General features: G+C 62.5%; 15 protein-coding genes, 1 tRNA gene and 2 pseudogenes. 12 read left to right on the forward strand and 6 right to left on the reverse strand.

The window, feature by feature from the left end; genetic code table 11:
- Positions 1-205: 205 nt before the first annotated feature.
- The 6 genes from AC1DS3_RS27905 to AC1DS3_RS27930 all read left to right on the forward strand — a co-directional run bounded on the left by AC1DS3_RS27905 (position 206) and on the right by AC1DS3_RS27930 (position 5,608).
- Entirely contained in the window at positions 206-904 is a 699-nt protein-coding gene (locus AC1DS3_RS27905) for a GntR family transcriptional regulator (protein WP_477128377.1), read from the forward strand.
- A 47-nt stretch (positions 905-951) separates the two neighbouring features.
- Positions 952-1,629, forward strand: a complete 678-nt coding sequence (locus AC1DS3_RS27910; RefSeq protein WP_477128378.1) for a DUF2848 domain-containing protein — start codon at positions 952-954, stop codon at positions 1,627-1,629.
- Positions 1,626-2,960: an amidase gene (locus tag AC1DS3_RS27915; RefSeq protein ID WP_477128379.1), complete on the forward strand. Its 1,335-nt coding sequence runs from the start codon at positions 1,626-1,628 to the stop codon at positions 2,958-2,960. Before AC1DS3_RS27910 ends, AC1DS3_RS27915 begins: the two co-directional genes overlap by 4 nt.
- A gap of 88 nt (positions 2,961-3,048) precedes the next feature.
- Positions 3,049-4,380 carry an MFS transporter gene (locus tag AC1DS3_RS27920; protein ID WP_477128380.1) on the forward strand — a complete coding sequence of 444 codons (1,332 nt, stop codon included), beginning with the start codon at positions 3,049-3,051 and terminating at the stop codon, positions 4,378-4,380.
- A gap of 248 nt (positions 4,381-4,628) precedes the next feature.
- Positions 4,629-4,715: transfer RNA gene (locus tag AC1DS3_RS27925), tRNA-Leu, on the forward strand.
- Positions 4,716-5,350: 635 nt separating this feature from the next.
- Positions 5,351-5,608 (forward strand): hypothetical protein, encoded by a 258-nt coding sequence (locus AC1DS3_RS27930; protein WP_441630766.1) that lies wholly within the window; start codon positions 5,351-5,353, stop codon positions 5,606-5,608.
- Positions 5,609-6,115: 507 nt separating this feature from the next.
- Here the strand turns inward: AC1DS3_RS27930 and AC1DS3_RS27935 are convergent.
- The 4 genes and pseudogenes from AC1DS3_RS27935 to AC1DS3_RS27950 form a co-directional block, all read right to left on the reverse strand.
- A pseudogene (locus tag AC1DS3_RS27935) lies at positions 6,116-6,762 on the reverse strand (SOS response-associated peptidase).
- Positions 6,752-7,174: a hypothetical protein gene (locus AC1DS3_RS27940; RefSeq protein ID WP_477128381.1), complete on the reverse strand. Its 423-nt coding sequence runs from the start codon at positions 7,172-7,174 to the stop codon at positions 6,752-6,754. The pseudogene AC1DS3_RS27935 and the gene AC1DS3_RS27940 overlap by 11 nt, the downstream one beginning before the upstream one ends.
- Positions 7,175-7,229: 55 nt before the next feature.
- Positions 7,230-7,436 carry a hypothetical protein gene (locus tag AC1DS3_RS27945; RefSeq protein ID WP_441630770.1) on the reverse strand — a complete coding sequence of 69 codons (207 nt, stop codon included), beginning with the start codon at positions 7,434-7,436 and terminating at the stop codon, positions 7,230-7,232.
- A gap of 10 nt (positions 7,437-7,446) precedes the next feature.
- A complete protein-coding gene (locus AC1DS3_RS27950; protein WP_477128382.1) occupies positions 7,447-7,692 on the reverse strand; it encodes a hypothetical protein in 246 nt (81 codons plus the stop codon).
- A gap of 1,747 nt (positions 7,693-9,439) precedes the next feature.
- Here AC1DS3_RS27950 and AC1DS3_RS27955 point away from each other — a divergent pair.
- Positions 9,440-9,916, forward strand: coding sequence for a hypothetical protein (locus AC1DS3_RS27955; protein ID WP_441630774.1), 477 nt, complete (start codon positions 9,440-9,442; stop codon positions 9,914-9,916).
- A gap of 97 nt (positions 9,917-10,013) precedes the next feature.
- Here the strand turns inward: AC1DS3_RS27955 and AC1DS3_RS27960 are convergent, their stop codons facing one another.
- Positions 10,014-10,217, reverse strand: coding sequence for a hypothetical protein (locus AC1DS3_RS27960; RefSeq protein ID WP_441630775.1), 204 nt, complete (start codon positions 10,215-10,217; stop codon positions 10,014-10,016).
- Between the two features lie 289 nt (positions 10,218-10,506).
- On the opposite strand from AC1DS3_RS27960, the pseudogene AC1DS3_RS27965 reads away from it, so the two are divergent.
- A pseudogene (locus tag AC1DS3_RS27965) lies at positions 10,507-10,671 on the forward strand (DUF2514 family protein); the annotation flags it as partial.
- A gap of 345 nt (positions 10,672-11,016) precedes the next feature.
- Positions 11,017-11,187 carry a hypothetical protein gene (locus tag AC1DS3_RS27970; protein ID WP_441630777.1) on the forward strand — a complete coding sequence of 57 codons (171 nt, stop codon included), beginning with the start codon at positions 11,017-11,019 and terminating at the stop codon, positions 11,185-11,187.
- 74 nt (positions 11,188-11,261) lie between these two features.
- On the opposite strand, the gene AC1DS3_RS27975 is transcribed toward AC1DS3_RS27970, so the two are convergent.
- A complete protein-coding gene (locus tag AC1DS3_RS27975; protein ID WP_441630779.1) occupies positions 11,262-11,624 on the reverse strand; it encodes a hypothetical protein in 363 nt (120 codons plus the stop codon).
- Between the two features lie 191 nt (positions 11,625-11,815).
- On the opposite strand from AC1DS3_RS27975, the gene AC1DS3_RS27980 reads away from it, so the two are divergent.
- From AC1DS3_RS27980 to AC1DS3_RS27990, 3 genes are all read left to right on the forward strand, one after another.
- Positions 11,816-12,283, forward strand: a complete 468-nt coding sequence (locus AC1DS3_RS27980) for an RcnB family protein (RefSeq protein ID WP_441630781.1) — start codon at positions 11,816-11,818, stop codon at positions 12,281-12,283.
- A 1,394-nt stretch (positions 12,284-13,677) separates the two neighbouring features.
- Complete coding sequence (locus AC1DS3_RS27985) at positions 13,678-14,451, forward strand: alpha/beta fold hydrolase (RefSeq protein ID WP_441630783.1); 774 nt, start codon at positions 13,678-13,680, stop codon at positions 14,449-14,451.
- Positions 14,452-14,465: 14 nt separating this feature from the next.
- Positions 14,466-14,933: a MarR family winged helix-turn-helix transcriptional regulator gene (locus tag AC1DS3_RS27990; RefSeq protein ID WP_441630784.1), complete on the forward strand. Its 468-nt coding sequence runs from the start codon at positions 14,466-14,468 to the stop codon at positions 14,931-14,933.
- Positions 14,934-15,171: the final 238 nt, after the last annotated feature.

Consider the following 15,171-nt stretch of genomic DNA (forward strand, 5'->3'; position numbering starts at 1 on the left):
TCTCCTTGTGTCGGTCGAATGCCTTGTTCTATAAGGCTTCCGGAGAATTCTCCTGGTTGCGAGCGGGCGAGAAATGCAGCGCATGCGCGACAGTGCAATGCCGTCGATTCGCTCCTCTTCAGTGTTTACCCGCATTCCTGATTTGTTGACGATCAGTGAAATATCAGACTAGTATCACAACAACTTCAACACTGCGGGAATCACCATGTCGAACCCGATCCGGCTGGTCGGCGGCGCCGATCACACCCCTGAGCCAGCCTCGCGCGCCGCTACCGGCGCSGCGCTGCGCGAGCAGGCSTAYRCSGAGATCAAGCGSCGCATCATYKCSTGCGARTTCCGTCCCGGCGAGCCGCTCAACGAAGCCCAGGTCGCGGCCTTGCTCGGCATTGGCCGCACCCCCGTGCACCAGGCGCTGCACCGGCTGGAAGTGGAAGGGCTGGTGTCGATCCTGCCGCGCAAGGGCGTGCTGGTCTCGCCACTGTCGCTCAACGAAGTGCTCGACATGATCGAAGTGCGCGCCACCAACGAAGTGCTGTGCGCCACGCTGGCCTGCGAGCGCGCCCACGAGAGCGATCTCAAGGCCATGCGCGAGATCGTCGACCGCTCGCCCGACCTGATCGCGCGGCGCGACATTACCGGCCTGGCCGCGCTCGACCTCAAGTTCCATACCGCCATGTCGGCCGCCTCGCGCAATCGCGTGCTGGCCGACCTGCTGCGCGGCCTGCACGAGAAGCAGGCGCGCTTCTGGTTTCTCTCGCTGTCCGACCCGCAGCACCTGGAGAACGTCTACCAGGAGCACCTGGTGATCATCGATGCCCTGGAGCGGCGCGACGTGCCGGCGGTGCGCGAGGCCATCCGCGAACACATTGACGAATTCCGGAAGAACATCATCAGGACCATCTGACCGTTTTTTTCCGCAACAACCGCAACAACTGCAACAGGTAGTGAGCAATGCCGACACTTCAATTCCAGGTAGCCGGCGAGGGTGAACTCGTCCTCGATATCCAGCGCCTCATCATCGCCGGCTGGACCGGCCGCGACGCCGACGCCGTCAACCACCACATCCGCGAGCTCGAAGAGATCGGCGTCAAGCCGCCGACCACCGTGCCATGCTTCTACCCGCTGGCCGCCTCGCTGCTGACCACCAGCGCGTTGCTCGAAGTGCCGCGCGAAGACTCCTCCGGCGAAATCGAGTTCGTGCTGCTGGCGGCCAAGGACGCGATGTACATCGGCGTGGGCTCCGACCACACCGACCGCAAGGTCGAAGCCTATGACGTCACCGTCTCCAAGCAGATGTGMGCCAAGCCCCTGGGCACTGAAGTCTGGCGCTTCGACGATGTCGCCGCGCACTGGGACCAGTTGCAGATGCGCTGCTGGCGTACCCGTAACGCGCAGCGCGAGCTCTACCAGGAAGGGCTGGTCACGCGCCTGCTGGACCCGCGCGACCTGATCCAGCGCTTCACCGGCGAAGACAAGCTGCCGGTGGGCACCGCCATGTTCTGCGGCACGCAAGCTGTGATTGGCGAACTGGGCAGCGGCGAAGCCTTCGAAGTCGAACTCCACGATCCGGTGCTCAAGCGCACGCTGCGCCATGCCTATCGCGTGGAAAGCCTGGCGGTCGCACCATGAGCACCACGCTGCCAACCATCGCCGCGCTTGCCGCCGACCTGGCCGCCGGGCGCACCACCAGCATTGCGCTGACCGAGCAGGCACTGGCTCGCATCGACGGCCACCGTAACGCTGGCGGCACCGCCTTCCTGGAAGTCGACGGCGCCGGCGCGCTGGCCGCTGCCCGCGCTGCCGACCAGGCGCGTGCCGCGGGGCTGGTGGCATCGCCGCTGGCCGGGCTGCCAGTCTCCGTCAAGGACCTGTTCGACGTAAAAGGGCAGGTGACCCGGGCCGGCTCGAAAGCGCTCACGGGCGAACCCGCCAGCGCCGACGGGCCCGTGGTGGCGCGCCTGCGCGCCGCCGGCGCCGTGCTGATCGGGCGCACCAATATGAGCGAGTTCGCGTTCTCCGGCCTCGGCCTGAACCCGCACTACGGCACGCCCCGCACGCCCTTCGACGAAGCACGCATCGCGGGTGGCTCCACGTCCGGCGGCGCGGTCAGCGTGGCGCTCGACATGGCCGTTGCGGCGCTCGGCACCGACACCGGCGGCTCCATCCGCATCCCCAGCGCGTTCTGCGGCCTGACCGGCTTCAAGCCCACCGCAAGCCGCGTGCCGCTGGCCGGTGCCGTGCCACTGTCGACCTCGCTCGACTCCGCCGGCCCGCTCGCGCGCTCGGTTGCCTGCTGCGCCGCGTTCGACGCCATCGTCAGCGGCGAAACGCTGGACAGCCGTCCCGCGCCGCTGGCCGGGTTGCGTCTGCTCGTGACCCGCGATTTCGTGTGCGACGGCCTCGACGCCGAAGTCGCCCAAGCCTTTGACGCCGCGCTCGCCACGCTCTCCCGGCTCGGTGCGCAGATCGTCCCGTTTGAATTCCCCGAGCTCAAGCGCCTGCCGCAGATCAACGCCGCCGGCGGCCTCACGGCCGCCGAAGCCTGGCACTGGCACAAGCCGTTGCTGGCCGAACGCGGCAATGCCTACGACCAGCGCGTCGCCATGCGCATCCGCCGCGGCGAGCAACTCAGCGCCGCCGACTACATCGAACTGCTGGCCGAACGCCGCGCCATGCAGGCGCGCGCCGCCGACCTGCTGCGCGAAGCCGACGCCTGGCTGATGCCCACGGTCGCCGTGCGCCCGCCACGGCTCGATGCCCTGCAAAGCGACGAAGCCTTCTTCGCCACCAACGGGCTCGTGCTGCGCAACCCGAGTGTGCTCAACTTCCTCGACGGCTGCGCCGTATCGCTGCCCATGCCGGCGGCGGAGCAGGGCATGGGGCTGAGCGTCGGCGGCCTGAACGGGCGCGACGCGCGCGTGCTGCAGGTGGCCGGCGCCATCKAAGCCGCGCTGCAGTAACGCGTAGCAGCCAGAAGATAGAAGAAAAGACCGAGGGCCGCGACCAAGCAGCGCGGCCCCGTCAATCAACACCCAAGGAGTACCACCGATGTCTTCCGTGATGACCGGCGCCCCTGGCGCCCTGGAGAGCCCGGCCCACACGCCGGCAGAGCGCAATGAGGCCTACCGCAAGATCGCGGTKCGGCTGATTCCCTTCCTGGTGTTCCTGTTCGTGCTCGCCTGGATMGACCGCGTCAATGTCGGTTTTGCCAAGCTGCAGATGCTGCAAGACCTGCAATTCAGCGAAGCCGTGTACGGTTTCGGCGCCGGCATCTTCTTCATCGGCTACTTCCTGTTCGAAGTCCCCAGCAACCTCTTGCTGGAAAAAATCGGCGCGCGCCGCACGCTCGCCCGTATCACCATCCTGTGGGGCTTCGCCTCCATGGCGATGATCTTCGTCAAGACCCCCATGCAGTTCTACGCGCTGCGATTCCTGCTCGGCGTGTTCGAAGCCGGCTTCTTTCCCGGCGTCGTGCTCTACCTCACCTACTGGTTCCCCGCCCAGCGCCGCGCCCGCATCAACGGCCTGTTMATGACCTCGTTCGCCATCGCCGGCGTCATCGGCGGCCCGCTMGCCGGCTTCATCATGAGCAGCATGGAAGGTGTCGACGGCCTCGCCAACTGGCAATGGCTGTTTGTCATCGAAGGCATCCCCTCCGTGCTCGCCGGCATCGCCGTGCTGATGTTCCTGCCTGAAAAGCCCATCAGCGCCAAATGGCTCAGCCCCAGCGAACGCGACCTCGTCACCCGCGAGATCGAAGCCGAAAACCGCGACCCCGCCAAGCATTCCTCGCTGCGCGCCGCCTTCACCAACTCGCGCGTCTGGATTTGTGCCGCCATCTACTTTTGCGTGGTCAGCGGCAATGCCACCATCGCCTTCTGGTCGCCATCCATCATCAAAGAACTCGGCGTCAAGGGCAACCTGCAGATCGGCCTCGTCTCCGCCATTCCCTTCATCGCAGGCACCCTCGCCATGGTCTGGAACGGCATCCACTCCGACCGCACCGGCGAACGCCGCCTGCACTGTGCGCTAGCCACCCTGATGGCCGCCGCCGGCCTTGTGCTCACCGGCATGTGGCTGCACAGCGCGGTGYTCGCCATGGTGGCGCTCACCATCGCCTCCGTCGGCATCCTCGCCGCCTTCCCGGTCTTCTGGTCGCTGCCCTCCGCCTTCCTCGCCGGCACCGCCGCCGCCGGCGGCATCGCCCTCATCAACTCCATCGGCAACCTCGCCGGCTTTGTCGCGCCCTACATGATCGGCTGGTTCAAAACCAGCACCGGCCAGCTCTCGTCCGGCCTGTACTTTGTCGCCGCGCTGGAAGCCTGCGCCACCGTCCTGGTGCTGGCATTCATCAAAACCAAGGTCAGCGCGAAGGCATAGCCCGAGAGATGCCACCGGCAGCACGAGGGGGCTGGATTCCAGCGGCGCTTTGCGCTAGAATCCGCTGCCTCGTTGCGCTGCATGCGCAAAGTGCGCCGGCAGCACAGGTAACAAAGCCAGGCGGGCAGTTTCAGCCGCCTGTTTGCTTTTGTGCTTTTGTGCTCTTGTGATATCTCTCACGCTGCCCGGCACGCCTGTAAGGCAACGAGCACAGCGGCCTCCCGTCAGGGATGCACGCCGCAGGGACTGCGAGGGTGGCGAAATTGGTAGACGCACCAGGTTTAGGTCCTGACGCCAGCAATGGTGTAGGGGTTCGAGTCCCCTCCCTCGCACCAAAGTCCTCTTTCCGCACTACCCAAATCCACACCAAATCATGCCGCAAACCTAAGCCCCACAAGGGTTTCTAGGCTTTTGCGAGCCTCGGCACCCATGTCTGGAATGCCGCACAAAAACCAACGAAACTATGCCTCATTACGCCTAAATTACGCCCGCACTACGTCAGGCGCAGCCTGCTCGGTAAAATGCCATGTGATAAGCACACCACAATATCGGGATGAGCGCGCTTGCTCTGGGTCCGGGGGGCCCTGAGGAATTTGGGCCATGGCAAGTCTGAGGAAAAAGGCAGCAGGATGGCAGGCGTCGGTATTCGTCCACGGTCAGCGCGAAAGCCGGTCTTTCGATACCAAGGCAGCGGCCCAGGCCTGGGCCGTACAGCGGAAAGCAGAGTTGCGCTCCCTGGCCGATGGTCAAGGCAGCAAGACGCATACGGTCGGCGACGTTCTAGACCGGTACCAGCGAGAAATCAGCCCCCAGAAGCGGGGCTAGCGCAGGGGAGATCTACCGGCTCGAGCTCATTGGCAGCAAGGAGATCGACGGCAAGCCGTTCCGCGCGATCCGGCTCGCCGACCTGAAAGTCCAACACATCACCGCCTGGCGCGACGCCCGCTTACGCGAGGTGTCAGGGGCATCCGTGTCCCGCGAGACGTGCCTTCTGTCTCATGCGCTCAAAGTGGCCCGGGACGAGTGGGGCTGGCTGATCACTGACCCCATGAAGCCGGTCCGCCGGCGGCCAGACAGCCGGCCCAGGGCGCGGCGAATCTCCGAGGCCGAGGTTGCCGCGATCACGGCGGCCCTGGGCTATCAGGAGGGGCTCCCCGTCGCCCTACCCAAGCAACGCGTCGGCGTGGCCTTCCTGTTCGCCATCGAGACGGCTAGGGATGCGCGCTGAGGCGYCCTYGATACACTGMAAACGCGCGCTGRAGRTGRCTGGGRTGRAGAYTCGGACGGGAACAGTCAKTGACCGCCGCCGGGGGTGCCTGAGGGCGCCCTTTGTTATTGAGTCCTCCTGTAGAGCCGCTGCGCCGGCACCGCGCTCGGCCGCTTGATCCTCACAAATTGTGCGCGCTGACCCGATAGGTGCTGACCGCGCACTACCCAACGATGCTCTCAGCTTCATCGCCAGCGGATTGCCATTAGGAACAGACGCACTCGTATTCAATTGGTAGTGGGGCCTTGGACGCTGGGGGCCGAGGCCGTGTTGTCTCCAATGTTCCATATTTTCCTTGCTCGCCACATGTCGTGCGGCATTGCACCTCGCGCTCGTAAGGCGTTTTCTGGTTGCACGATGCCAAGTTCACGAGTGCGGCGATGAAAGCTAGTGACAGTGGAAAACTTGAAATCAGCCTAGTCATCGCTCCATCTCCGAAGCTATTCCATGGAGTGTTCGCGGGCGGGTCTACTCGGCCGCCTTCGCTCTCGGCGCCCGCGGCGCCGGCGCGGCGTCCATGAGCTCGGGCGGGTAGGGTCGCATAAAACTCCGCGCGCGCTCCGGATTCCAGCACGTCAGCCAGTCATTCCATTCCGCCCGCGGCACGATCACGTTCCTCCGTTTTTCCTTGCCCGAGGCATGGAAGCGGTTCATCAGCGGGTGCTTGTCCCAGTTGATGGTCAGCATGGTGAACGAGAGCGCGCCATCCGGCCAATCTCGCCACAGGCCCGCGATCGCGAACTCCGGCTCATCCTTCAGCCAGATCCGCCAGCGCACGGACTTGGGGCCGGCCTCGTAGTTCGGCTCGTAGAAGCTGGTTGCCGGAACCAGGCAGAGCTGGCCTTTTTCCACGGTCCGGAGAACGAGCGCTTCTCGCCAACTGTCTCCGATCGCGCGTTCGTGGGGTCGAACTTGGCCACGCCCGGCGGGATGCGGGCCTTCGGCACCATGCCGAATGTGCCCACCAGCGCCTGGCGCGTGCCGTCGCCGATGCCCACGATGATCGGCACCGCATAGTCCGGCCAGGTCTCGGGCGGATAGTCAAGGGGCGGCGGCTCGACGCCGAAGACGTCGCGCAGCAGCTGACGCTGCACCGGGGCATAGTTAGTGCACATCCTCGTCTCCTGGCAGGGGCGTGAGCGGCAACACCCGTCGCGCCTTTTCCGAGACGCGCCGGTGCTTGTCCTGCGCATMTTGCCACGTCGCCGAGGTGAAGATCTTGTCGATGCCGCCGCCGGCCAGGTGGGTAAGGAAGACCGGCTTGTCGCTCATCGTGTCTGACCATGGGCAGAAGCATGTCCAGACGCGGGCATCCTGCTCGGGAAGGTCAGTGCGCAGCACGAAAYGTTTGAACCAGCCCCTCAGAAATTCATGATGCGCGTTGCCGTCCAGCGTATGGACTGGCTGGCCGTGAGGATCCAGGAGGTACAGCTGCATGCTGAACGGATTGCCATAGGCATCCGGCGTGCCGCCGCGAACGGCATGGCGCAGCGCGCGTACCCAATTCTCTGAGGTGTCGGGGGGCATGGCGAGGCGGATGCCGCTAGTCAGCGGCGCGGGAACCGCGCGCGCAGCGGCGTTTTCACCGCCGGCCGGGCGACCCTGATCCGGTGGTGCTGGCCGTCCTGCTCGAACGACGGTAGTCGGCCGTCCACGCCATCTTCTCGATGTGGCGCGTCTCAATGCCGTGCACGGTCACAGCACTGGCCGTTACCGTGACGCTTTCGCAGTCGAGGGGCAGCTGGGCCGTGTCGCCGGGCAGGAAGTGGGATTCGAGGAAGATGGACATGGCCATTTCGTCACTCGCCGAGAGCGGGGATGCTCCCTTCCTGCGCGAGGATTCGGGGCGAATTCATCTCGCCCGTTTCCTCGTCCACCAAGACCTCATAGGCTGCAACGCCGGCGAAGCTCGACGCCATGGCGCTGGCAATGCGGATAGCGCTGACTTMGCTTGATGCCTGGCGGATCTCGCCGGGCAGGAGCGTGTCGCTCTTGCCCTTGCGGTAGGGCACGATGATGTACTTGACGGCGCGAGTATCGAACACGGTGGCAACTCCGGGCGGTGGGTGCTGCGGAATGCAGCACATCAGCTGTATGGATATACAGTATAGGAGTTGTCTGAATGGGGCTGCCGATAGTTGAGTTAACTGTATGGATATACAGTATGGCTGCCCGCCATCCGTATCGGGCATGGTTGTGCTCCTTGGGCATCTTGCGTCACATCCATCAGGGTGTGCGAGTCCTCTTTGGAGCACCCCCTCCAAAAATGGATTACGCCAAATCTACGCTTGTGACTATTAAGTGACTGATATTAAAAAGATATCGAGTCTCATTCGCTGCACAAAAGTCTTTTTTACATCACTTACACGCATCATTTCACCGCGCGCATTTCCGCATCACTTCAGCCCAAAAAGCTAGGCCCCACAAGGCTTAGCAGGCGATCTGCAGCAATCGCCTCGCTGCACTCTGCTACATCCCATTTCACTTATCATCGGCGCTCCGGCCCCATAGCGGCCCCACGTTCGGCCCCACGAAATGGCGCACTTTACGGAGTCCGCAGCAGGCAGGCGCGCGCAGGTGAAGGTGGCCACCATGTCGCCCACCTGGGAGGCAGCTTCTTGAAGCAAATGGCGCCGCCGCCAAGGCCGCAGCAGAAGCCGAACGTCTTGTGTTCGCGGTGGATCATGCGAACACCTCGGTTTTTTGTTGACTATTCTTTGCAATCGAAATCGGCCGGTGCTGGTAGCCTGTTTGCCCCCGAGACCTAAATCCGATTGCCGATCAATGACTACTGTTCTCGCCATCGCCGTTGCCTGCGGCGCATTTCTCAGGCTTTGCGTCGCGTCCCCGTATGAAGATGCATTCGGGCTGGGGAAGTGCGATGTGGGTGGCCTCAGTGAGGGCGTGGCGCAGAGTCACGATAGTGACGGTAACGATCAATGGCCGAGCACTCGAGGCATGGTGGCGGATCATTGAGTTGCTTCGCGTCCCGCGTTCACGATGAGGTGGATTGCGGCTGGTATGCTGTCTTGAAATCAATAGTTCCCCTGCGAAACGAGCCATGAACCCCATTCTTTTGCTGCTGATCGCCTGTGGCGCACTGCTCAGCGGCTGTGCAATGCTCCCTTACGACGATGGTTACGGCGGTGGCCAAGGCAACGGTTGCCCTCCCGGGCAAGCCAAGAAGGGGAATTGTCGAGTTGACCAAGACGGGAACGCGTCCTTTTGCCCGCCTGGGCAAGCAAAGAAGGGCCGCTGCTGAGTGGCGCGAGGCAATCACTTCGTCTCTCCTTTGGCGATTGCGGCGCGCATGGCGGCGCCTATCTCCGCAAGGCAAGCGGTGTCAACTATGGCTATAGATAGCCTCGGTGTTTCCAGTCCGACGCAACTACCGATGCCGCTCGGCGAGAGTCGCTCAGCGCTAGTGCGGCTATTCCGCTAGTCCAACACCACAGCCCGCCCTTGGCGGGCTTTTTAACGGCCGCAGAGTGCGCCAGCGCGGATGGCTCTCGCATGACGCTATCCCCTCAGTGCGATGAGGATGCAGAGTAGGCTGGCAAAGTCGATCAGTTATTCCATGTGGTCGGCTCTTCGTATTGCAGAGGGTCCGTGTACCTGCTGCAGGAAACCATTGTCACCAGTTAAATAGCGCACTTCCTCTCGTGGGATTTCCGTATTTATTGGTTCGCCACGCCACCTCGATCCGGCGATCTACATTCCCCCATAAAGGGCTATTGCAGGCACCGCCGGCACGTCGGAGACTGGGCATCACTTCACTCTCATGAAGCTGACATGGAAGCCACAAAAGAGCAGGGCGACGCCGCCAAGAAAAACGCCATGCGTGCCGAGATGCTTCGCGCGCAGGCGAGGCGGTTCATGAAGTTCGTGGGCGAGTGTCTTGCTCAAGAGGGATTCATGGCCCGCGCCGCGGTGGAAGGCCCAGCGTTGCCGGGTGACGAGAGAGAGAGTTTCGAACTCAATACTAGCTTTGGCCGCGTTTATGCTCAGTTCGGCTTTGCGAAGTGGGATGGGCGCCTCGTGGGACGGTACCAATTTTCGCGCTTCATTCTAGGCGCGGATGAGATGATGCGGCTGGTTCCATTCCACGTGATTCTGATCGAGGAGCAGGGGAACGCAACCTTTGCCGAGGATGGCTTCTTCGAATGGAAGATCCCAGATGGTCCGGATAGCAACTACGGTCCGGCCCTCGTCGGCTGTTTGCTCCACGGATTCCAGGAGTCGCTTCCGCAGATAAAGCGACTGCGGTAGAACCGATTTGCCGGAATTCGGCCATCTTCGGGGGCTTTCTCTTTTCCGCAGCCCTCACCGGCTGCCGCTCTTGGCCACCTCCGAGTGGCTTTTTCATCTAGGGCGCCAGCGTGCGCACCAGTCTCGACTTCAGCGGCCAAGGCCTGAATGCGAGAATCCAGACGCAGGCCAGAGGCCCAAAAACAGGGATCAGGGCCAGATACTCATAGCCCGACTCGAAGCGAGCCGTCCGGAAAACCTTCCGGAATGGCAAGAACCAGAGCGCCTCGAAGACGAGGAAGCCCAGCAGGAAGATGCTCATAGCGGCCTCATGGTGCAGTGCACACGTTGGAAGCAGTGTACGGCCGGCGTGCGTTCTTTGATCCCCCAATATTGGGGGAACGTCTGAGTTCCTCGAATGGCTCCCCACCCCTCAGTATTTCCTTCACACAAAGCCTGTTTCCGCGCTGCGAGGATAGGCGGCAATGAAGTAGAGCCACGGCCCGCCCCGAGCGGGCTTCTTCTTTCTCGGGGTCACAAATGTCCGAACCAATCAACTTGCCGTCCCTTGCACCGCTGGCAATCCCGCTGCCTCCGGCTCAGGCTCGGCAGCTGGCGATCCCCTCGGAGGGMTTGCCGACGTGCTCGGCCGGGCTGACCAGCGCGCGGGAATCCTGGCTGGGTACGCTGACGCCGCGAGCATCGCCGGCCAGGCCTGCGAGCGGGCCTGTGACGCGTTGAATGGATCACCGCAGGGCCGCGTGGTGGGCGGATGAGCGGCGGTAGTCGGGGGCTGTGAAGCTCGGAGAGAAAAAAGGGGTGTAGGCGACAGGGTGAAAACGCCTACACCCGTGAGGATCGGCAACGGGGTCAATCTGTCGCCGGTATTGATTATGGTGCGTCGCATCAAACTCAGTACCCCGCCAACGAGGGGAAGCGTCGAGGAGCAGCAAGGGGGCGGTGGAGGACTTGGAGAGCGGGGTGCGTGTCGTGATTCGGGGTTGTTCATTGGTGCGGTCCCGCCCGGCTGACAGGTGCCGGGGGAGCGGCGCAGTCAGGGCAGGGGGCGGCCTGGTACGTGCGCAGGACATCCGCCAGTTCGTCGGCCACTGCGTAATGTGGTGGGCAAGATCCGCAACGGCTACGTCAAGAAGGCCGCCTCCCAGGTTGGCAACATGATCGCAACCTGGAAGTGCATCGGCGGCATCGACGCGGACCCGGCCGCCGCGCGCGATTGCCTCATCATGCCCGAGCGCCGCAACGGCGCCCTGGCTGGTCCTTGCTCGCCGTGACCACCATGAAAGCAGAGAAAACAGAAAGCGGGGCAGGCGCTGGGTTCCCAGGAAGATCGATGCCGCTTGATAGGTCACGGCGAACATGCCATCTCCTGACGGGTGGCATAGTGGCGCTCGCCGCGGGTGCGCAGGCGGATTGAGCGAGGCCCCGCGAACTGGATGCTGTGGGCGAGTTGGAAGCTTAGCGTTGTGCCCTGGTAATCGAACGCCAGGCGGTCGATTGTCCACGGCAGCGCCATGATTGCTGCGGTATCGACCCCAGTCAGGGTCAGGGTCGCGCTCGCGGCCTGGGCGATGGCCTCCGCCTCTGGGTTCCATGTGTCGGCCACGAGCAGCGGATCGTCGATGGCGAGGTGGAGGCAGCGTATCGCCAAACGCGCTACCCCGTGGGACTGGCTGTAGAGGTAGACGATACCGGGGGCGCAGGCGAACATGTCTCTCTCACTGATACTCACCCGGGGTCGGGACAGGTTGTGGCGACCCTATACCAGCTGGGCATGGATGCGCGGGTGAGGGCGCCAATGGGCTTGTGATGCACACGTTACGATTTCGTAACGTGTTGGCGCGGGGGGGCGGAATAGACTGAATCGTATAGGTCCTCACACGTGGGCTATAGGAGATCGAGATGCGGAAGATCAAGGTGTTCGCCAGCTTGGCGCTGGCGGCGTGTACTCTCACTTCGATTGCGGGCTATGCCCAAGATAGGGGGCCTGGCGGCGATGATCGCGGAAGGCCGCCCATGGGTCATGATCAGGGACAAAATCACGATAACCAGCGCGGCTACAACGACCGCGGCCGGGATGGTGACCACCGCTGGCAAGGTGAAAGACACTGGGAGGGCGACAGGGGCAGGGAACACATGGACGAAAGGTATGGCCCTGATCGTCGCGCCGATCGTCCGGGCCCTGGCAGCTGGCATAGGGGTGAAAGGGTCCCCCCGGAGTATCGTCAGCGTCAGTACGTGATCGATGATTGGCGCGCTTATCGGCTGTCGCCTCCGCCGCGCGGATACCAGTGGGTGGGCGTTGGCGGGGATTACTTTCTCGTCGCCGTTCCGACCGGCGTGGTCTTCCAGGTGGTCATCGGGCGCTAGGCTGCGGACAGCAAAAAGCCCGCCGGGTGGCGGGCTACGATGATTTGACGATAAGCCCTTAGTGTCGATGAATCAGGTGGTCAAACCATGTCTGGACGGCACGCTGTTGTGTTGATAGCAGGGTCGGATCATGTTCGCGGAGCACCCAGACAACGATCGCGCATAGCGCTAATCCGATGAGCAGGACGACTAGCGAGGCAACCATGGCAGCCTCCTATTGGGTGGCTATGCAACCAGTGTAGGCCATTCCCGCCGTGCCCGAGCGTGTCAAGTCTTGACATAGGTTGATACGGACAAGAACCCGCGCCTTAGGTGGGGCGACACATTTGAACGTCAGTTCTGACTCAAGTGCCAGCGCCACAGCTTCGGTGCTGGTCTCGCCCAGGTCTCAGTCAGGGCTGGATGTCGCAATGGCAGGCGACCAACCGCATACCTCGGTCGTGTTGGGCGAGGCCTGGGCCTATTCTGGAATCGGGGCTTTGGTACTTCTCAAGCCTTCGGAGGCGCGTCATGAAACCAGTGATCCACCACTTTCACTCTCACTCCGAATCACCGTATCACGGTCTGCGGTACTACCTGGTGATTGCGGCTTGTTTGTTGGTGCCAGGATTAGCCTACGTGCTTTGGCAGCTTATGGTGGCGAAGCCGTGAATTGGTTGAAACCGGCCCGGTAGAAGGCCAGATCCTCCGTTTGTGGCGCGTCAAGTAAGGGAGCGCACCTCGCGCAGCCGCAATGTAGGCGGCCGCGTTGCGGATGCCTTCCGAAGCTCTGCAGGAGACAGTGATGAAACCAGTCAGAGAGATTTGCCTTGGAACTGTCGGGTTGCTTGCCGCTCGGGATCATGCCTCGCTGCAATTAGCCACGGGTGGGCGACCAAAGTGAGCGCCAAAGGCAATCAGCGGCTGGCCAGCGCCGGGTACGCCGTATCAGGTGTGGGCACAAAAAGAAGACCGGCCGAGACGGGAGATCCTTGCCGGTCTTGCGCAGAAGCAGGAGCGCAAAGGGGCACAGCAGATGCTGTGCGGCGCGAATTAAATCAAATTAAGATCTGATGTGCAACATATTTAATTTGTAAGAGTCAGATGACAAGATGTCCCTAAGTTCAGCCAAAGCCAGCCATGTGCTGGCTTCTTCATTTTTCGAGGTCTTGGTAACCGAAACAACCATTCAGGCCGCCACTGGCCTGGCGCCGGCACTTTCAACACGGTTCCAGCTTGACAGGATGCTGTCAATTTGGGCAAAGTGACAGCATCCTGTCAAATTGATGGGGGCTCGGCGCTTTGGTGATGCGCCCGGGCAAGCTATTGATGCAGACCATCGCACTGCTGATCGCAGTTGCCGGCGGTTCGCCAGTTTCCCCGCGAAAACCGCGGGATCGATACAGGAGATCACGATGAAGCGAACAACAGTCGCTGGCACGCAAGGCAATCTTGCGCTGCTTGAGGCGGGCGACGGCGCCGATCTGTCCGTACTGTTCCTGCATGCGGACTCGGGGAGAGCAAGCCAGTGGTCGGAGATGCTCGAACGCATCGGGCGACGCAGGCGGGTGTATGCGGTTGACTCGCGGGGAAGCGGAGATAGTGCCCCTGCTGCGGATGGTGATTATTCATATGCGGGGCGAGCACAGGACATTGGCGATACAGCCGCGTCCTTGAAACTCGATCGGTTCATTATCGTGGCACACAGCGGAAGTGGTGCAGCTGCGCTGGACTATGCTGCCAGGCACGCGGGCCGGGTGGCGGGACTGTTCCTGCTGGATCCTGCGACGGATCCACGGGCGCTTCCTGCCGATGTTCGCGCCGGATTTCTAGAGGCCCTGAATGGGGTTGCGAGCCTTGATGTGCAGCAGGGCTTCTATGCCTCGATCGCGGGCAACAACCCACAGGTAAAGGCCAGAGTGCTGGAAGACTGTGCTGCGGTCGATCCGGCAGCACGGCTGGGATTTGCCGCCGCGTTTGCAAACTGGAATCCCGAAGCTGCGCTCGACGCATGGAAGGGCCCCATTTTTCTCCTGGTCAGCAGCGCGAACGACAAGCCAAGTGCGCTCCATAGGCTGCGGCCGGCATTGCCGCATGCCGTGGTGGCCGATACCGGGCACTGGATACAGCTCGACCAGCCCGATCGCGTCGAGCGAGAAATCCTGCGCTTCATCGCTAGCGTCCGATAGGGAGGAGTTCGGAAATGACTGTCAATAAAACCAAAGCCGGCGCGATTCTGACGGATATTGTGCTGATGGTGTTCCGGCTCGAAGGCGGTTTCATGGAAGCAGCCGAACGGATCGCTGCGCCAGCGGGATTGACGGCGGCCCGATGGCGTGTTCTCGGAGCCGTGCTCCATGAACACCGCACTGTAGCGGAGATTGGGCGCTTCATGGGGCTAACCCGGCAGAGTGTGCAGCGCCTAGCCGATGTCCTGGTAGGCGAGGGGCTAGCGATGTTTATCGACAATCCATCACATAAATCCGCCAAATTGCTTGCCCCAACCGCCGCAGGCCATTCTGCCGTGGCGCTATTGGCAACGCGTCAAGCAGCCTGGGCGAATGCAGTCAGTCAGAAATTCAGCGCTGAACAGCTCATCCAGTGCAAAACAACGATCGAGGAAATCATCTCTTGCGTCGAGGCGACACCAATCAGCCCCGGCGAGATATGAGCGAGGGCGCTGGCGCTACGGCAAAACGCCTATGCGCACCTTCCTCGATACGCTTGAAACTGCCAAGGAGAAACGCGTCCCGCATTGAATCGCGCTTCTCTATTCAACGGGCGCTGTTCAGATTAAACGTTGATGACCTGCTTGCCGAGAGCTGACGCGATGACATCGTCGGCGGAAACGCCTTCCTTGTTCCAGCTCATCAGCCGTTGCCAAGCCAGGTAGTTCGGCAAGTACTTGG

The sequence above is a fragment of the Cupriavidus sp. 01L46 genome (genome assembly GCF_056399905.1).